We start from the raw sequence: 19,404 nt of genomic DNA, 5'->3' as shown, positions 1-19,404 counted from the left end.
ATGAAGCGTATGGACCGGTTTACCGGATGGCTGGCCAAGCGGCAGTGGGCTGAGAAGTTAGAGCTTGCGGAATGGACTATGCAGAGGTCCCGCTATCTTACTCCTGGCTGCTATGAGCATGAGGAGGAGCTGCATCAGGAGTACAATATTTCTCTGCTGGACGGCGGGTATGGAACCACATATTTCCTTCAGCGGGAGATCACGGTTCCGGGAGAGTGGGCGCATGAAGAAGCGGCGCTGCTCTATCTGGGACGCGGGGAAGGCCTATTGAAGCTGGACGGAGCGCCGTACCATGGCCTGGACAGCAATCACTGGTTCATTCCGCTGCCGTCTTACGCTCCGGGTGAACGCCTGAAGCTGGACATCGAGCTGTATGATCCGGTGCCTGAGCCGGAGGACCCGCTGAACCGCCAGGCGGTGATCAAGCCGCCGCTGACGGGCATTGAAATGAAGCTTGTGCGCGTCAATCGTCCGGTATACAGCCTGCTGTATACGGTGCGAATCGTACACGAAGCAGCCCTCCTGCTGCCGGAGGGCGACATGCGCCGCATCCGCAGCCTTAAGACGCTGGAGCAGACGATGGACACGCTCTATATGAAGGAGGAGCGGCTGCTGGACGGCGGTGCGGTAACTGCGGCTGAACAGCTGCTGCGGGCGGCTGCGGCGGCGGAACGGTCTGCGGGACTGCACCCGGGAACGATGCATATGGTCGGCCAGTCCCATATTGATGTGGCCTGGCTGTGGCCGGTCCGGGAGACGGTGCGCAAGGTCAGCCGGACCTTCTCCACCGTCTGCACCCTGATGGACAAGTACCCGGACTTCCGGTACTCGCAGAGCCAGCCCCAGCTGTATGCCTTCGCCAAGGCGCATTATCCGCAGCTATACGAGCGGATCAAGCAGCGGATTGCCGAGGGCCGGTGGGAGCTGGTCGGCGGCATGTGGGTAGAGCCGGATCTGAACATTCCCGGCGGGGAGTCGCTGGTCCGGCAGATGCTGTACGGCCAGGACTTCTATATGAAGGAATTCGGCAAGCGGTCCACGATTGAATGGCTGCCGGATACGTTTGGTTATTGCGCTTCTCTGCCGCAGCTCTTGAAGCAGGCGGGAATTGATTATTTCATGACAACGAAGCTCGGCTGGAATGATACCAACCCCTTCCCGCATACGCTGTTCCACTGGGTCGGCATTGACGGGACGAAGATCGTGGCCTATCAGAACCATGGAGTGAACGAGCATACTCACCCGAAGGATGTGCAGGAGCATTGGCAGGCCAACGCCCAGAAGGAAGCGCATGATGAGCTGATGCTGCTCTACGGCCACGGCGACGGCGGAGGCGGAGTCACCCACGAGATGCTGGAATATGTGAGCCGCACCGAGCTCGCCCTGGGCCAGCCGGTCAGCACATTCTCAACGGCAGAGGCATTCTTCTCGGAGATTGGTGCGCGCCAGCCGGAGCTTCCGGCATGGCACGGCGATCTCTATCTGGAGCTTCACCGGGGGACCTTCACGACCCATGCCTTCAATAAGCGCAGCAACCGCAAAGCGGAGATCCTATACCGGCAGGCGGAGATCTGGAGCGTGCTGGCGCAAAAGGACGGTGTGCTGGAGTTGGATCAGCCGGATCAGCCTGATCAGCCTGAATTGCAGCGTCTGCTGCCCTCCGGGGAGCTGGCCGAAGGCTGGAAGCTGCTGCTGCTCAACCAGTTCCATGACATCATTCCGGGGACTTCAATCCCTGAGGTGTATACGACCTCGCGGGAGGAATACGCCGAGATCTTCCGTCTGGGCGGGCAGGTGCTGGACCGCTCCCTGCATGCTCTGGCGGCTGAGGTGAATACATCGGGCGAGGGCCGTCCCTATGTGGTCTTCAACAGCCTGGGCTGGGAGCGGACGGAGCTGCTCCGGCTGGAGGGCGGTCCTGAGCTGGCTGCTATGCAGGCCTTCGATGAAGACGGGCCGCTTGCGAGCGAATGCTGGAACACGGAGGCTGGCGGGGACAGCTACACGCTGGCTGTGCAGGTCCGTAAGATTCCGGCCTTTGGCTGCCGGACGATCTGGCTGCGGGAGGCTGCGGAGCCAGCCGGAGTAGGGCCTGATCCGCAGGGTGAATCTGCCGCCGGAGACGGTTTCCCGGAGCAATGGGAGACGGACCATTACATCTTGAAGTTCAATGAAGATGGCGAGATCAGCCGCTGGCTGGACAAAAGCGTAGACCGTGAGCTGCTGCCGCCCGGCCAGACCGGCAACCAGTTGCAGTTCTATCATGACACCCCGCCGCTGTGGGATGCCTGGGATATAGACCCGCGTTATGAGCAGCAGCCTGCGGGTAAGGCGAGGCTGCTGGACCGCGAGGTAGTCAGCAACGGACCTATGCAGACCGTGCTGAGGTTCCGTTGGCAGCTCGGTGAATCGCAGATTGAGCAGGAGATTGTACTGCCGCAGAACAGCCGCAGAGTGGATTTCCGCACCAGCGTAAGCTGGAGGGAGCAGCATAAGCTGCTGAAGGTTGCTTTTCCGGTGGATATGGCTGCCGCGAAGGCTACGTATGAGATTCCGTTCGGCGCGCTGGAGCGCCCTACCCACCGCAATACCAGCTGGGAGCAGGCGCAATTCGAGGTCTGCGGACACCGCTGGGCCGATCTGTCCGAGGGCGGCTATGGCGTGAGCCTGCTGAACGACTGCAAATACGGCTATGACATCCATGACGGAGTACTGCGCCTCTCGCTGCTGCGTGCCCCGCGCTGGCCGGACCGTAATGCCGACCAGGGTGAGCATGAATTCACCTATTCGCTCTATCCGCACAGCGGAGAATGGCGGCAGGCCGATGTAGTACGGGAAGCGGCAGAGCTGAATGAGCCGCTGCTGGCGGTCAGCGAAGCCGCACATCCCGGCCAATATCCAAGCACCCATGCTTGGCTTGCCTTCCAGAGCCATCATGTCATGCTCGATACAATCAAGCAGGCCGAGGACGGCAGCGGCACGATTATCCGGCTGTATGAAGCTGCGGGCAGCAGAGAGTCCGCTGTGCTGGATTGGAAAGACGAGGAGATCAGCGCCTGCCGCGTCAATCTGCTGGAGAGCAAGACAGGCTCCGTGGAGACCAGCGGCGGTGTGATCCCGCTGTCCTTCAGACCTTATGAGATCCAGACGCTCAAACTATACCACGAACATCATTCGCAGGAGGAATAGACATGCAAATTACAAGACATCCCAATAATCCGATTGTCGTCCCGGGCGGCTATGAGTGGCGCAAGGTTACCGTGTTCAATCCTGCGGTTATTATCGATAACGGCAAGTTCTATATGATCGAGCGTACTGCCGGTTCCCTGACCCCGTGCAAGAACTATCTCGGCCTCCTAGAGAGCGAGGACGGCGTGAACTTCACCCATGTGAAGGATGAGCCGATTGTCACGCCGGATATGCTGGGCTTCCCGTACGGTAGCGTGCAGGACCCGCGTATTGTCAAAATCGATGGAACCTTCTACCTCAACTACGCTCTGCGCCCCTGCGCCATGAGCTATTATCCTACCGGGGCCGGCGTTCCTGAGCGCTCCATTCCGACCTACCCGGACGGCTGGGGGGAAGAGGAGGGCCACTGGCTGACCCGTTCCTCGATTCTGAAGTCAACCAATCTGCTGGACTGGGAGTTCGTGGCGGACACCACGCCGCTCCACATCAACGACCGGGACAACATCCTGTTCCCTGAGAAAATAAACGGCAAATTCGTGCTGCTCCGCCGCCCCGAAGAATATGTCGGCGAGGCTTACGGAACGGAAAAAGCCGCCATGTGGATTACCTATTCCGAGGATCTCGTGAATTGGGAAGAACCCAAGCTGCTCGCCACCGCCGGGAACCTGTCCTGGGAATCGCGGAAGATCGGCGGCTCTACGCCTCCAATCCGTACAGACAAGGGCTGGCTGGTGCTCTATCACGGTGTAGATGAAGAGATCGTCTACCGCGTGGGGGCGATGCTGCTGGATCTGGAGCAGCCGGAGAAAATCATTGCCCGGACCCATAATTTCATTATGGAGCCGGAGACGTATTACGAGAAATTCGGCTTCCAGATTCCGAATGTCATCTTCCCGACCGGCAATGTGGTCAAGGATGGCCTGCTCTATATCTACTACGGCGTAACTGACACAGCAATTGCGCTCGCCACGGTGCCGCTGGATGAACTGGTGGAGCATATTCTGAAGGAAGCGGAGTAGGCGGCAGCTTCAGAAATCGGAGTAGGAAATGAAGTGGAGTGTGCAATGAAGTGGAGCAACCAGTCCTGGTTCCCCTGCGGGCGACGGGTTCATTCCCAACTGCCAGGGAACTCCTTTATAAGGCATTGAGGACATAAATGTTGCACTTTTTGCAGCTTCGGTTCGTACGTAGCCAGGTGTACAGGCAGATTCTTGCATAGAATTCAACAATCTGCCTGCTAAGCGGCCTGAACAAGGTGAAATCCTGCCTTTTGTGCAACAATCGCGGATTCGGGCCAAACCGCTACGGGAACTGTTGCATTTGTTGCAGGATTATAGGGGTGATCACCAGATTTCAGGGGTTCAGGCTATTAACTATTCACAGGATAAATAATTGCTTGGACATCGCAATGTCAGATTCAGCCTATCCACAGGGCGGAAGCCCCGCCTCAAACCGGTCTTTTCGCAGCGGCCCCCTTCAAGGCATGTTCCTTGCGGTATTGCCCCGGCGTCAGACCGGTTTCTTTTTTGAACTTGCGGATGAAGTTCGGCGCGTCGAGATAACCGACCTGCTCGATAATCTCCTTGAGTGGTGCGCTGGTATTCTCCAGCAGCCGGATCACCTCGTCCACACGCCGCTGCCAGATATATTGCGAGAAATTACTGCCGGTCTTCTCCTTGAAGCTCCGGCTTAAATAAGAGGTCGAGATGGCGAACTTCAGCGCCACATGCTCCAGACTCAGGGTGTAGTCTGCGAACTGCTGGTCCACATACGCCAGAATGTCATCCATCAGGGAAGACTCGCTGTTCTCGGTGTTCCGCTCCACCTGCGCACAAATGGCGGAAGCCAGCGAGAGCAGCCGGCTCTCCAGCTCCTCCAGCGTCTCGAAGGAGGTCAGCTCCGGCATATTGGTGAACACCTCATCCATACCAAGCTCCGAGGCGGTGCGCAGAAAAGCATTCAGCAGATCGAAGCAGATACACCGCAGCAGATGAACCTGCAGCGGCTCGTCCTTGATCGTGTCAATGGTATCGGCAATCATCTGGGCCGCTACCGATTCGTTGCCCTGCTTCAGACTCTGCTCCAGCTTCAGCATGGTTTTGCGCGGAATCCAGAAGCTCTCGGCAGCGGCAGGATTCAGCTCCGCAAGCTGCTCGAAATAGGTGACCTGGCCGCTGCGCCGGATCATCCGGTGCTCAAGGGCGGCGGCAGCTTCAATGAAAGACTGGTTCAACCGGGCCAGGTCCCGGTAGGCCATGCCGACACCAATACTCAACGCGAGCTGTGAGTGTTCACGGATCACATCCTGAATCCCTTCAATGACCTGCTCCATCCGGCGCTGAACGGGCAGCTCCCCCTCCCCTGGCAGGGAGATGATCAGAGCGAACTGGTCCTTGACCGAGAATTCAATCCCGAAGATCTGCGCATCCGGGCCTGGCAGGCAGATATTGCTGAGCATCTCCTGCAGCAGATGGCGTTCCTGCCAGGACTTGCCGCCCGGCGCTGCATCATCCCAGGACAGGATAGCCGAGAAGTAGAGGCCCTGTCCCTGCGGATGCCGGAAGCCTGCGCTCAGGATCATCTGTTCAATCTCGGGATCATCCGGCTGGCCGTGCTTGAGCAGCAGCAGCATACACTGGTTGCGGACAAAAGGCTCCTGGAGATCAATCCGGGCACTGTAGTCATGCAGCGTCTGGCGGATGGACTCCCATTCATTGCGCAGCTTCGGAGCTTCATTACTGCTGCCTCTCGGCTTGGCGAACTCCATCAGATCGCGGATCGGGTGGTATTGCCGTTTGGCCAGCAGCAGCGCGGCGGCTATACCGGTAACGACTGTAATACAGAAGACAATCAGGATCAGCGTCTGGACATGGGCGACACGGCTGAAGAACTGGAAGCTGGGCATCGTGGTGACGTAGGTCCAGCCATTCTCCTCGGACTGCACGGACACCACGGAGTACTGTTCCCCGTCCAGCTCCAGATTGTGAATCCCCGGTTCAAGGGCGGAGAGGGTCTGAAGCTCGTTCTGGGGGAAACTGACACCATGGCTGTTCGCGGTCAGCACCTCGCCGGAGGGGCCGAAGATATAGCTGCTGCCCGAGAAATCGCTCAGAACCGAATCCATGACGCCGGTAAGATTGGATTCCTTCATCAGATAGACGACCGTCCCGTAAGGAAACGGGTCATTGGGTTTCACAGGAACAAGCATGGCGAGCATCGGCTCGATCCTGGAGTTGACAGTCACATTCTCAGCAGGACGCACCAGCGGCTGACGGGTCTCGTTCAAGTCGCGCCGCAGCTCCTCCGGGGTCCAGCGCTCGAACTGATAGAGGGTATCGAAGGTGACATGAAGATCAGCCAGACCGCGGTAAGAATAGATATTCGAATCGCCGTGGAAGTAGAGGAACAGATCCTCCGCAATGCTGCTGCTGGCCTTGTAATTCGCCAGTGCCTGAATCGCCTCCAGACTGTAATAAGGATGCCGGACCATATAAGGAGTCAGATGCTTGTCATAGGCGATTCTTCCGGCGATCTCCTGAAGCTCATTCATTCGCCCGTCGATGGTGCTTTTCACCTGATTGAGCTGATTAACATTGGATTGTTCAATTTCGACCCGCAGGCCCTTGACGGCGTTTTCATAGACGAAGATGGTAACGCCGGTGAGCGGGATCAGGAACATGAGGATATAGGAAAAAGCGTATTTCAGCAGCAGCCTTGACTTGAAATGATTCCAGGTCAGCCGGAACCGGTTCAGCAAGGATGGCTGGGGTGCGGGATTGGACATGCAGCAGTACCTCCAGTGTTAAGATATTCGGACTAGAAATCTTGGATGGATTCTCTTGGATTAGAAATCGCAGTTCTCTTCTGGATTACATTTGTGCTACTATAAACATTATAACATTATAATCTTTTGAGTGAAGCAGCTTTATATTTTTATTAAAGGACGGCACAGCTGTTGCTACTTGTTAAATATAAGGATGTATGGAGTTCATGTCATTAATCATTTTTTGTAATTCCCCTGTAAATCTGTAATTGAAAAAAGGAGATGGGACGAGTGGGCACAGAGAACGTGCTGCGCAATTTGCGGCTGGTGGACGGCCGGACGGTGGATATCTCCATTCAGGATGGGATCATCACCGCGATTACCCCGCCGGGGCAGGCGGAAGGCGGGACCCTGCTGGACTGCTCCGGGTTATACGGCTCCAGCGGATGGATTGATCTGCATGTGCATGCTGTGCCGGAGCTTGACCCCTACGGCGATGTGATCGACGAGATCGGGGTGAAGCAGGGAGTGACGACACTTGTGGATGCCGGGAGCTGCGGAGCAGACCGGATCGGGGCTTTTTACAGTGCTAGTCTTCTGGCCGATACCCGGGTATTCGCGCTGCTCAATATCTCAAGAATCGGCCTTGCGCGGACCGATGAGCTCTCACAGCTGGACTGGATTGACCGGACCCACGCGCATGCGGCAGCGGCAGCGTATCCTGAATTCATCGTCGGCCTGAAAGCCCGCATCAGCCAAAGTGTCGTCAAAGACAGCGGCATACAGCCGCTTAAGCTGGCACGGGCCTTGTCGGATGAGATGAAGCTTCCGCTCATGGTGCATATCGGCTCCGCTCCGCCTGCTATCTCCGAAGTGCTGGAGCTGCTGCGGGCGGGCGATGTAATTACCCATTACCTGAACGGCAAAGCCAATAATCTGTTCCGGGCGGACGGCACACCGCTGCAAGAGCTGCTGGATGCTGTGGCCCGGGGCGTTCATCTGGATGTCGGTCATGGCACAGCAAGCTTCTCCTTCCAGGTAGCTGAGCAGGCGAAGCGGGCAGGGGTTGCGCTGGATACAATCAGCACAGATATCTACCGGGGCAACCGGCTGAACGGTCCGGTGTACAGTATGTCAGATGTTCTGACGAAATTTCTGTATCTCGGCTACAGTCTGGAAGAAGTGATCCGTGCCGTCACCAGCAGCGCCGCAGATTGGCTCGGCAAGCCGGAGCTTGGGCACATCCGGGTAGGCGGGCAGGCGAATCTGACCTTGTTCTCCCTGGAAGCAGGGGAGAAGCAACTGAAGGACTCAGAAGGCGATGTCCGGACCGCGAATTACTATATTGAAGCAAAAGGAGTCTTTATCAATGGATCACTCATTACAGGCTAAATATGGATTGAAGCGTGTGGTTAATGCCAGTGGAAGAATGAGTATTCTTGGCGTATCCGCGCCCACCGATTCGGTGATGGAGGCTATGAAGCAGGGCGGACAGCAGTATGTGGAGATCGCGGATCTGGTGGACAAAGCGGGAGCGTACATCGCCCGTCTGCTTGGCTCGGAAGGGGCCGTTGTCGTGAACTCAGCCTCCAGCGGCATCGCGCTGTCGGTGGCGGCCATTGTAACCGCCGGAGATCCGCGCCTCAGTCTGCGCCTGCACCAGGAGCCGGTGCTGAAGAATGAGATCATTATGCTGAAGGGCCATAATGTGCAATATGGAGCGCCGGTGGAGACGATGGTCTTCCTCGGCGGCGGCCGGGTGGTTGAAGCAGGATATGCCAACGAAGGCCGCGCAGAGCATATTGAACAGGCCATCGGTGAACGTACCGCAGCGATCCTCTATGTGAAATCCCACCATGCCGTACAGAAGAATATGATCTCCGTGGAGGAGGCCTGGGAGGTTGCACAGCGCAGGGGCGTGCCAATGATTGTCGATGCGGCTGCGGAGGAGGACCTGCGTAAATATGTCCAGTATTCAGATCTGGCCATCTACAGCGGCTCGAAGGCTGTGGAAGGTCCAACTTCGGGCATTGTAGCGGGCAAGCAGAAATACACCCAGTGGCTAAAGGTGCAGCTCCATGGGATTGGCCGCAGCATGAAGGTTGGCAAAGAGACGACCTTCGGATTGCTTCAGGCGTTGGATGAATACCAGACCAAGGCTGACAGCAGCCAGCAGGAGAAGCAGGCACTGGAGGCGCTTCAACCGCTCACTGGTCTTCCCGGAGTGTCGGTCCGCACCGTGCAGGATGAAGCGGGCCGGGAGATCTACCGGGGGCGCATCCAGATTGATGCCGCTGCTGCGGGCGTGGATGCACGGGAGGTCAATGACCGCCTGCGGGAAGGCGATATTGCCGTGTATACGCGGGACTATGGCGTGAAGCAGGGATATTTCGATATCGATCCGCGATCGCTGCAGGGCGACGATCTTCAGGTTATCGTCAGCAGAATTCATGAAATAATAGGGGGCAGAACATAATGAGCAAGATTCAGGAGCGTTTCTATAAGAACAGAGCGGCACTGAATGTACTGGCTGGCAGTATCGGGAATGCCAAGGATATCTATGAGGCTGCCGAAGGGCATGTTCTGGTGGGCGTACTCTCCAAAAATTACGCTAACGCCCGGGAAGCGTCCGCCGCTATGACGGAGTATGGACAGACGATCCAGGACGCCGTATCGATCGGGCTTGGAGCCGGGGACAACCGCCAGGCGGCGGTAGTCGCAGAGATTGCTTCAAGCTATGCAGGCAGTCATATCAATCAGGTGTTTCCGGCAGTAGGTGCGACCCGTGCCAATCTGGGAGCAAAGGACAGCTGGATTAACAGCCTGGTCTCTCCCTGCGGACAGCCGGGCTATGTCAATATTTCCACCGGTCCGGTCAGCGCGGGGAATGCTTCGCAGGCCATCGTTCCGGTACATGCTGCCATTGCTCTGGTCCGGGACATGGGCGGCAATGCGCTTAAATATTTTCCGATGAAAGGGCTGGAGCTGGAAGAAGAATATCGTGCGGTAGCTACGGCCTGCGGAGAAGCCGGATTTGCCCTGGAGCCTACCGGCGGCATCGATCTGGATAACTTCGGACCCATTCTGGAGATTGCACTTCAGGCAGGCGTGCCGCAGGTGATCCCGCATGTCTATTCCTCAATTATTGACCCGCAGACTGGAAGTACGAACGTACAGGATGTCCGTACGCTGCTCCGTACGATGAAATCGCTGGTGGACCGGTATGCCTAGAATCGCTGCCTTCGGCGAAGTGATGATGCGGCTTCAGGTTCCGGGGGTGGAGACACTGGCCCAGAGCAGCAGGCTGGAGTATTCTTTTTCGGGCAGCGGGGTGAATGTGACGGCGGCGCTCGCCAGATATGGCCATAACGGAGCACTGATCACGACCTTGCCGGAGACTCCGGTAGGGGAAGCCGCAATCGCTTATCTGCGCAAGCTTGGGGTGGATACGTCGCTGATCCGCCGGGGCGGCAAGCACCTCGGAATGTACTTCCTGGAGAACGGGTTCGGCGCCCGCCCCGGAAGAGTCACTTATACCGACCGGCTGGGCAGCAGCTTCAATACCGCAGAGGCCAATCAGTATGATATGGCGGCGCTGGCTTCCCGGGTGGATGTACTTCATCTATGCGGCATTACGCTGGCTATGAATGACGGGGTGCGCGGGCAGATGAAGCAGCTTGCGGCGGAGGTGAAGCGTGCCGGGGGCAGGGTGGTATTTGATTGCAACTACCGTCCGGCGTTATGGGGTGAGGAGGGGTATGCCAAGGCCCGTCCGCATTACGAGGAGCTGCTTGCGCTTGCCGATCTGGTGCTGATGAACGAAAAGGATGCGCTGTACATTCTTGGCACCGCAGCGGCAGATTATGATAGAATAACACAGTTGAAGCAAGCGATTCCCGCTGTGGCGGAGCGCTTCGGAATCAGAGCGGCAGCGGGCACCCACCGTGAGATTAACGCGGACAATACGCATTCCCTGACAGGATATTTGTACCGTCAAGGTACATTCGCGTTCTCCCGTAAGCTGACCTTCCCGGTGTATGACCGGATTGGTGCCGGTGATGCTTTTGCCAGCGCTATTATCCATGGTGAATTGCAGGAGTATCCGCAGCAGCAGACGGTGGAGATGGCAGCCGCCGCAGCGATGCTGGCCCACACTATCCCGGGCGATACCGCGCTGTTTACCGAGGGCGAGGTGCTCCGGGCGCTGTCAGACTTTACCTTAGATGTTGAAAGGTAGTGAACGTAAGGTGTCACTGAAACGCAAGCAAGGCCCTTTATACCAGCAGATCCAGAAGATCCTCAAGGACCGGATTCTGCACGGGGTATACCCGCTCGGCAGCATTATTCCCTCCGAGCCTCAGCTCGAGAAGGAGTTCGGTGTCAGCAAAATGACGGTCCGCGGCGCGGTCCAGGAACTGGCCCAGGAAGGTTATGTGCAGAAGAAAAGTGGTGTCGGAACCATAGTCATGCGCAATACCTCCTACCAGAAGCTCTCCAAGGGCAAACGGTTCACGGAGCTGCTGGTCGAAGCGGGCCATAAGCTGGAAAAGAAACTGCTCTTATCCCAGCGCCTCGTAAATGAAGCTGGAACAGAGGAATACAGCCTCTACGGGCCGTATTGCCAGCGGATTGAACGTCTGTATATTCTGGATGGCCAGCCCTATATACATCTGGTGCATTTCCTGACGGCAGCAGCCCTGCCCGGCGGGGAAGCGGCAGAGATGGGGGCAGACATCCAGTCCCTGTACGACTCGCTGGAGGAGAACGACATTGTGCTGGAGAACTTCAGGGACCGCTTCTTCGTGGAGTCGGCACCATCCGAGGTATGCGTGCTGCTGAAGCTTCCGCCGGGGACGCCTGTGCTGAAGCGCCTGCGCAACTCCTATGACGGGGAAGGCAGGCTGATCGAGCACAGCATCGGCTGCTATAATACGGAGCTCCATCATTATCTGGTCAGCTATGATACTTGAAGCTGTGGTTCCTTTGGACAGATGTTGCAGCCACAAGATTTGTTAGAGGGATAACCTCGCACTTGGTCCCGCTGCTTGCAGCGGGGTTTTTACCATGGATGTAGCCTGCAGCTGAGAATTGTGCCTGAAATGCAACATTCGCTGAAACCTATCGGCTCTATCCCTCCAAAGTTGCACAAAAGGCAGCATTCCTCCCGCTTGAGGCAGATGAACGTAACTTTTGCTGTATTTCATACAACATTCCTTCCGGATATGCCGTAATAGCTGCGCGTAGGTTGCAGAATGTACAGCATTTTGCAGGGAGGTTATTCTGGCTTGCTAAACTTAATAAAACACAGTGAATTAATAAGAATTTTATCTTTTCAAATGACATGGTTTGTGAGAGAATAGGTACAATTCTTTATTGTTAACGTTTCCCATTATCGATTTATGAGGAGGAAATACCCATGTCAGAAGAGCGCAAGCTGTCATTTGAGACCCTAGCCGTTCATGCAGGCCAGGAGATTGACCCAACTACTTTAGCCCGTGCCGTGCCGCTGTATCAGACTACATCCTACGGGTTCCGCGATGCGGAGCACGCAGCGAATCTGTTCGCGCTCAAGGAGTTCGGCAACATCTATACCCGGCTTATGAATCCCACAACCGATGTGTTTGAACAGCGTCTTGCCGCGCTGGAGGGCGGGGCCGGGGCACTGGCGACAGCTTCCGGAATGGCGGCCATTTCCTTCTCTATTCTGAATATTGCCGGAGCCGGGGATGAGATTGTATCCTCCGCAAGCCTGTACGGCGGGACTTATAATCTGTTCTCTACAACGTTGCCCAAGCTGGGGATTCAGGTGAAATTTGTGGATTCCGACAATCCGGAGAACTTCCGGGCGGCGATTACGGACAAGACCAAGGCGCTCTACGCCGAGACCATTGGCAACCCGCAAGGCAATGTGCTGGATATCGAAAAGGTTGCAGCCATCGCCCACGAACACGGGATTCCGCTGATTGTTGACAACACCTTCCCTAGTCCGTATCTGCTGCGTCCGATTGAATTCGGGGCGGATATCGTCGTACACTCGGCGACCAAATTCATCGGCGGCCACGGTACCTCCATCGGCGGAGTCATCGTGGACGGCGGCAAATTCGACTGGAAGGCCAGCGGAAGGTTCCCTGGACTTACTGAACCGGACCCGAGCTACCACGGGGTAGTCTACACTGAAGCTGTAGGTCCTATCGCCTATATCATCAAAGCGCGGGTTCAACTGCTTCGTGACCTAGGCGCGGCCATTTCACCGTTCAACTCGTGGATGCTCTTGCAGGGGCTCGAAACGCTGCACCTGCGTCTGGAGCGCCACAGCCAGAATGCACTCAAGGTTGCCCAGTATCTGGAGGCGCATGATTCTGTGGAGTGGGTAAGTTATGCCGGACTGCAGAGTCATCCATCCTATGAGCTGGCGCAGAAATATCTGCCTAAGGGCCAAGGGGCAATCCTGACCTTCGGCATCAAAGGCGGAGCAGCAGCAGGGGTGAAGCTGATCGAGAATGTGAAGCTGTTCTCCCATCTGGCTAATGTCGGCGACTCCAAGTCGCTGATCATCCACCCGGCTAGCACCACCCACCAGCAGTTGTCGGACGAAGAGCAGGCGGCAGCCGGTGTTAATCCGGAACTGCTGCGCTTGTCCATTGGCACCGAATCCATCGACGATATCCTCTTCGACCTGGAGCAGGCGATCGCTGCCAGCCAGGAGTCTTAAGGGGAAGAGCAGAAGCGGGCTATGCCGCTGAGCTAATATCCCGGAAACCTAGCTCCTGACAGCATAGGATGAGAAATTACCAGCCACTGTGTTATGCAGAACCATTCTGCATGATACGGTGGTTTTTTGCTGAATATAAGCATTTATATGTTTCACACCATAACTCTTCCTTCTATTTCTCGCGGAAACGGTGCCGTCCCTAAAAGGACGGCAAAGCCGTTTCCACTTGAGCGGGAGCAGGAGGTGGGGGGAATGGGAGGAGGGAGGCGGAGTGTTTGCGAGGAAATAAGGAAATGGTTTGTAAGAAAAGCGGTTCGTGAGGAACTGATCCGAGGAATTGGGCCGGCGAATGTATTTTCTGCAGTAGATTAGGCTATATTCGGCGTTAAAATCCGTTCTGATGTATTCCATACAACAAACAACAGAATATGTAAAGGTTACTTCCCGCCTACTTCAACTCGCCCACCTACTGAAGCTCGCCACCCTCCGCTTGTCCACTACCCATTCGAGTAAGCTGCTGCTGCTGCATTCATTTGATACCGTTTGCATATTTCAGTGCCTTTGCCAGTATTTATAGATTGAAGCATGTTAAGTGCTGGCAGCAGCCCCTTGAGGGGAGCAGATCGGCAGTAATCCAAGTGAGAAAAGGTGGGTGCGAGGATGAAGGGTGAACGCCAGCAGAAGGATGATCCAAACAAGGAAGAGCGCCCGTTCAAGTATAACACCGGCGACCGGACCATTGGCATAGAGATGAGCCAGTCCGCATCTGTAGCTTCCGCCGCAGCGGAATTTCTTGCTGAAGGGGAGCCGCGTAAGGGAAAAGTGAACCGGGAGCGGACTTATTCCCGCCGCCCGGGGGAGCGTCAGGCATTCCTGGTCCTGCGTGATGGAACGGGTGAGCGGTCTCATCAGCGTGAGGAGCCGGGTGTCTACCCTGCGGGCCCTTGCCTGATCCGGGGCGAGGAATGGCTGCTTGCGCCAGAGACCGCAACACTCTATTCAAGCTGGATGTCATGCAGTGATGAGGAGCAGGCGGAGCGTATCCTGCAGCGGATCTATCACCGGCTGCGGGCTGCTGCTGCCGACCTCCTGGAGTCGGCGGACGGCGTCTGGGCCGCGGTTGCTCTGCTCTATACGCCGGAGCTCGCTGCCCGCCCGGCCAGACTTGCTGCGCTTCAGGATGCGCAGCTTGACGCGCTGTTCGCCGCCGCCCTGCACAGCCAGCGGCTGGGCGGCGACAGCCGCATCGATTTGCTGGCGCCGTACCCCGCCAGCCTGGAGGAATTCGCGGCGCAGCGCGAATTCATTGAGGGTGTGGCCGAGCAGACTCTCGGCCACGCTTATGCGGCAGCCTGCCGCATCGGGGCGCTGCTCGCGCCCGATGTGGAGCAGGCTGCCGCCGGAGAAATCGCGCGTATCGCCGATTTCCTGGTGCTGGACGGCGCGGCGGAGGAGGCCGCGCCCGGGGAGAACGCCGCCGAGGGCTTCGCGCAGGCGGCGGCTGGGGTGCTGGCCGCCGTACGCCGGGTGCGGCCGGCGGCGGCAGTGCTCGCCGCGGGGGCACCGGCGGCGTACGCGCTGGCCGATCTGTATGAGATCGGCCTGAGCGGGGTCTTTTGCAGCGCAGCCCTGCGGACTGAAGCGCTGCTCCGGGCGGCCTGCCTGACCTGGATCGCCCGGCAGGACAATACCGACGCTGCCGCCGGAGGATGGCAGTAGCTGCCGGAGAGGATGGCTGCTGTCTCTGATCCCCATCTAGAGCGGCGACTGTGTTCAAGCTGCTGCTACCGCCAGAAGGACTATCGCCGTCACCACACCGATAATCTGCCTGTGCTACTCGCAGCCGTACAGCGCAACGCTGCGACTCATGCTGTTCAAGCTGCTGCCGTCAGACAATACGCTCTCCAAAGACCCTTAATATCTAAGCGCCTCTACTATAACAAAAACCCGATTCCACCAGCCATCTAGGCTGCGGCGGAATCGGGTTTTATTATGCCTGCTTATGGCCTTCAGACTAACTGGCTACTGTTGGCGAAATCCTGCACTAAATACAACATTCCCCGCGTTAAGTCGGCTCTAACTCAGGATTGTTGTAAGAAATGCAGCATTTCTCATCCCCCAAACCGAGGGGCGAGCCAATTCCTGCATTTTGTGCAACATTCCACTCAAACGCCCGGGAGTAAGTAACCAAAGCTGCAATTAGTGCAACATTTCTCCTTCGTGACCAACAAGCCTCCTAATCCAACAGTCCCCTAACCCAGCATTCCCTAACCCAACCGTACCGTTGCCCCTCCGGGAATTCGGCAGGCTTCGCCCTCTACGGAGATCCATACCTCCACTGCCGACGGGTTATAGACCATCTCCTGCGAAGCCGAGAAGCGCAGTCCCTGCACAGCGGAGAGGTAGTCCACGATCCCGATATTGGTGGCGTACCAGATGTCTTCGTGGCCGCCCATCATAGCGGCGAACTGCTCCAGCTCCTGCCAGTTGTCATCGTCATTGAACTCATAGCTGTGTCCCCAGACATAGAGCAGCTGCATATACGAGAAGCGGGGCTTCTCCTCCAGGAACTTCTTACCCAGGGCCAGCATCTCCTTGTGGTGGCAGGTAGGGTGCCAAGCCAGCAGGTTGTCCGGCAGGCTGAAGCTGTGGTGGGAATTCACCGTGCGGGAATACTCAATACCCAGGGCAGGGAGCAAGCCGACCACCTGATCATTGTAATTGCCGAACGGATAGGACATGCCCCTTACCGGATAACCGGCCAACTCCTCCAGCGCCTTGCGGTCCGTCAGAATCTCATCGGCGATCCCCTCGCGCGGAGTCATAGTTAGGAAGGGATGGGTGCTGGTATGCGCCGAAATCTCATGCCCCTCATAGAGCGCAGCCACCTCGTCCCGCGAGATGTAGCCTTCATTGCCGAACAACCCCGAATTGAGATGAAAAGACCCCTTCAGCCCATGCTGATTCAGAATCTCGACGAGCTTCCGGTCGTAGGTTCTTCCATCATCCCAGCTTAATGTTAGCGCTTTAGCAACACCGCCGGGGAAAAGATCAAACTTGATTCTCATTACCTGTTACCCTCCCTGATTTCTCTTTATGTAGATTGAACTGGAAATTTATAATGTGGGATTTGTTCCTGACTCCGTGGAGGCCTTGCTCTTCCGGGCGCTGCCAGTCTGCGGCTTCCTCTAAGTCACTTCTCCCATTATTAAATTTACAGGTCCAATCTATATAGATACTCCTCCAACTGATGAATACAGCCCCATCATGAACAATGCCAGAAATGAAAGCGATTAGCAAGATTCTTGTTAATGGACGGCATTGCGCCGCTTGACTACACTGAGGTGGCGAACAGGGTATCCACGTAGCAGCAGGCCCTGATCAGGACATTCACAAGGGGGAACATGATGAAGACCGTGTCACGAACAGCACTGGAAGGCCATATCGCCCGTGTCATTGAGCGGATGAAGGATATGAGAGGCTCCATTCAGGAAACGGCGCCCATTGGCATCATCTCGATGGACAATTGGGAATGGCCGCAGGGGGTGGGATTGTTTGCCTTGTACAGCTACTACCGTGAGAACGGGAAAGAGGAGATTCTGCAATATCTGACCGGCTGGTTCGACAGCAAGCTTGACGGGGGAATCCCGGTGAAAAACGTCAATACGATGTGTCCGATGCTTACTCTTAGCTATCTGGCGGAGGAGACCGGACGCGCGGATTATCTGAAGCTGTGCCGGGAATGGCTGGAGTATGCGCTGCATGAGATGCCGCGTACAGAGGAAGGCGGCCTTCAGCATGAGGTGACCGGCAGTCCGAATACCGGTCAGCTTTGGGACGACACGCTGTATATGACAGTGCTGTTTGTGGCCCGGATGGGGATCATGCTGAAGGAGGAAGAGTGCATACAGGAGAGCATCCGCCAGTTTCTCGTCCACCTTAAGTATCTGACCGATCCCGTAACCGGTTTATTCTTCCATGGCTGGACCTTCGAGGGTGGCCATCACTTTGCCCGGGCCCTGTGGGCACGCGGCAATTCCTGGTATACCGCCGGGCTGGTGGATTATCTGGAGATGGTGGAGCTGCCGCCGGGCGTGAGCAGCTTCCTGCTCTCTTCACTGGAGCGGCAGGTGGGCAAGCTGATGGAGCTCCAGGCGCCGGAGGGAGCGTGGCATACCCTGCTGGACGACAGCAGTTCGTATCTGGAGACCTCGGCTACCGCCGCTTTTGCTTACGGGATGCTTAAGGCCGTGCGGCAAGGGCTGCTGCCAGAGGACTGCCGCAAGCCTGGAATGACAGCCCTTCATTACGTGCTGGACCAGATAGATGAAGACGGGGTAGTGAAGGGTGTCTCCTACGGGACGGGCATGGGCGCTACGCTTCAGGACTACCGGGAGATCCCCGTCTGCCCGATGCCCTACGGGCAATCCATGGCGCTCCTGCTGCTGGTAGAGGCGATAAAGCATGTATAATTCCGCCAACATTAATCCCTCCAGCACCAATCCATCCAGCATCCATTCCGCCACCAGAGGGCTGCCGGGATTGGACCGGGTTGCCTTCCATAACGTTGCCGAGCTGGAGCCGGCAGCGGGCTACGGGTTGCACCTCCGCCGCATTCCCCGCAGCGTCAGGGAGCACCTGAATGAGCGGGGCCGGTTCATTGCCGGGGAAGCAGGTGGTTGTGAGCTCAGGTTCGTCACACCGGCTCCGAATATCCGGGTAACCTTGTCTTTGCCGGAGACGGATGGCTGTGTGACCGTGTTCAAGGGCGGGCTGTTCCATTCCAGGCATGAGCTTCAGGCGGGGACGATCCGCACGCTCCAGTTAAGCGAGCCGCCGCGGCTGGCGATGGCTGACCGCAGGCTGCTGATGGGCACAGGCTTTGCGCCGGAGGTATGGCGGATCTGCTTCGGACGGTATGCCTGCGTGGTCTGCGGCATCGAGACCTTCGGCCATCCGCTCCGCCCGCCGGTGGAAGGGGAGATTCCCCGCCAGCGTTGGATGGCTTACGGTTCATCCATCACCTATGGAGAGAATAGCAGCCTGCCGTATATTGCTCACGCGGCAAGAAGGCTGGCTGCCGATGTGCTGAATCTGGGCATGAGCGGCTCCTGCCACTGTGAACGGGAGATGAGCAATTATCTGGCGGCGCAGCAGGACTGGTCGTTCATGACCCTGGAGCTGGGCGTGAATATGCGGGATCACCTGTCGGCAGACGAATTCCGTGAGCGGACCGGCTATCTGCTGGACCGGCTGGTAAGCGGGCATCCGGAGAAGCCGGTGGCGGTCATTACGATCTACCCCAACTTTGCCATGTTCCCGGGCAGCGGGATTGCGGAGCAGGACAGCCGGTTCAACGCCATTCTGCGCAGCCATGTAGAGCGCCTGTCCCACCCCAAGCTGCACCTGATTGAAGGAGACCGGGTGCTGGATGATCTTAGCGGGTTGTCCTGTGATCTGATTCATCCCGGGGATGACGGACATATCCGGATGGGGGAGAATCTGGCCCGGGAGCTGGCCGAAATCCTGTAACCCCAGGCTGTATAAGGGTTCTGCGGCGATTAACAGGTAAACTGAATATTGCTCTAACCGGCCGGAGCGGCTATGGTGAGGACATGAAACGGCCATTTCAGCTCCATCGCATGACTTAATCAAGCACAACACGCAAGCGAAAGGAGGCACCGGAATGAAAGCGAATACAAGCAGTGAAGCGGTGCTGCAGCTGGACACTTCACGGCAG

13 protein-coding genes are annotated in these 19,404 nt (G+C 57.1%); 11 read left to right on the top strand and 2 right to left on the bottom strand.

Features of this window, described 5'->3' with window-relative positions:
- Together NST43_RS26885 and NST43_RS26880 are read left to right on the top strand one after the other, a co-directional pair.
- Entirely contained in the window at positions 1-3,189 is a 3,189-nt protein-coding gene (locus tag NST43_RS26885; protein ID WP_339220397.1) for an alpha-mannosidase, read from the top strand.
- A 2-nt stretch (positions 3,190-3,191) separates the two neighbouring features.
- Complete coding sequence (locus tag NST43_RS26880) at positions 3,192-4,208, top strand: glycosidase (RefSeq protein ID WP_339220395.1); 1,017 nt, start codon at positions 3,192-3,194, stop codon at positions 4,206-4,208.
- A gap of 428 nt (positions 4,209-4,636) precedes the next feature.
- Here the strand turns inward: NST43_RS26880 and NST43_RS26875 are convergent, their stop codons facing one another.
- On the bottom strand, positions 4,637-6,973 hold the full coding sequence (locus NST43_RS26875) for a helix-turn-helix domain-containing protein (RefSeq protein WP_339220394.1): 2,337 nt from the start codon (positions 6,971-6,973) through the stop codon (positions 4,637-4,639).
- Positions 6,974-7,243: 270 nt separating this feature from the next.
- Between NST43_RS26875 and NST43_RS26870 the strand changes: the two genes are divergently transcribed.
- The 7 genes from NST43_RS26870 to NST43_RS26840 all read left to right on the top strand — a co-directional run bounded on the left by NST43_RS26870 (position 7,244) and on the right by NST43_RS26840 (position 15,383).
- The gene (locus NST43_RS26870; protein ID WP_339220393.1) at positions 7,244-8,344 is read left to right on the top strand and encodes an amidohydrolase/deacetylase family metallohydrolase; all 1,101 of its coding nucleotides are present in this window, start codon (positions 7,244-7,246) and stop codon (positions 8,342-8,344) included.
- Complete coding sequence (locus NST43_RS26865; protein WP_339220391.1) at positions 8,322-9,428, top strand: DgaE family pyridoxal phosphate-dependent ammonia lyase; 1,107 nt, start codon at positions 8,322-8,324, stop codon at positions 9,426-9,428. Before NST43_RS26870 ends, NST43_RS26865 begins: the two co-directional genes overlap by 23 nt.
- Positions 9,428-10,183 (top strand): KDGP aldolase family protein, encoded by a 756-nt coding sequence (locus NST43_RS26860; RefSeq protein ID WP_339220389.1) that lies wholly within the window; start codon positions 9,428-9,430, stop codon positions 10,181-10,183. The genes NST43_RS26865 and NST43_RS26860 overlap by 1 nt, the downstream gene beginning before the upstream one ends.
- Entirely contained in the window at positions 10,176-11,189 is a 1,014-nt protein-coding gene (locus tag NST43_RS26855) for a sugar kinase (RefSeq protein WP_339220387.1), read from the top strand. Before NST43_RS26860 ends, NST43_RS26855 begins: the two co-directional genes overlap by 8 nt.
- Before the next feature lie 10 nt (positions 11,190-11,199).
- Positions 11,200-11,922 carry a GntR family transcriptional regulator gene (locus NST43_RS26850; protein WP_339225536.1) on the top strand — a complete coding sequence of 241 codons (723 nt, stop codon included), beginning with the start codon at positions 11,200-11,202 and terminating at the stop codon, positions 11,920-11,922.
- A 446-nt stretch (positions 11,923-12,368) separates the two neighbouring features.
- Positions 12,369-13,664 (top strand): homocysteine synthase, encoded by a 1,296-nt coding sequence (locus tag NST43_RS26845; protein WP_339220385.1) that lies wholly within the window; start codon positions 12,369-12,371, stop codon positions 13,662-13,664.
- 660 nt (positions 13,665-14,324) lie between these two features.
- On the top strand, positions 14,325-15,383 hold the full coding sequence (locus tag NST43_RS26840) for a hypothetical protein (protein WP_339220383.1): 1,059 nt from the start codon (positions 14,325-14,327) through the stop codon (positions 15,381-15,383).
- 548 nt (positions 15,384-15,931) lie between these two features.
- On the opposite strand, the gene NST43_RS26835 is transcribed toward NST43_RS26840, so the two are convergent.
- The gene (locus tag NST43_RS26835) at positions 15,932-16,732 is read right to left on the bottom strand and encodes a polysaccharide deacetylase family protein (protein WP_339220381.1); all 801 of its coding nucleotides are present in this window, start codon (positions 16,730-16,732) and stop codon (positions 15,932-15,934) included.
- 336 nt (positions 16,733-17,068) lie between these two features.
- Here NST43_RS26835 and NST43_RS26830 point away from each other — a divergent pair, with 336 nt between their 5' ends.
- Positions 17,069-18,136 (top strand): glycoside hydrolase family 88 protein, encoded by a 1,068-nt coding sequence (locus NST43_RS26830; protein WP_339220379.1) that lies wholly within the window; start codon positions 17,069-17,071, stop codon positions 18,134-18,136.
- Positions 18,129-19,196, top strand: a complete 1,068-nt coding sequence (locus tag NST43_RS26825; RefSeq protein WP_339220377.1) for an SGNH/GDSL hydrolase family protein — start codon at positions 18,129-18,131, stop codon at positions 19,194-19,196. The genes NST43_RS26830 and NST43_RS26825 overlap by 8 nt, the downstream gene beginning before the upstream one ends.
- Positions 19,197-19,404: the final 208 nt, after the last annotated feature.

This window comes from Paenibacillus sp. FSL H8-0332 (genome assembly GCF_037963835.1).
GTDB classification, from domain to species: Bacteria; Bacillota; Bacilli; order Paenibacillales; family Paenibacillaceae; genus Paenibacillus_AQ; species Paenibacillus_AQ rhizoplanae.
The sequence above is the reverse complement of the archived record's forward strand: the minus strand, read 5'-3'. Positions and strand labels throughout refer to the sequence as shown.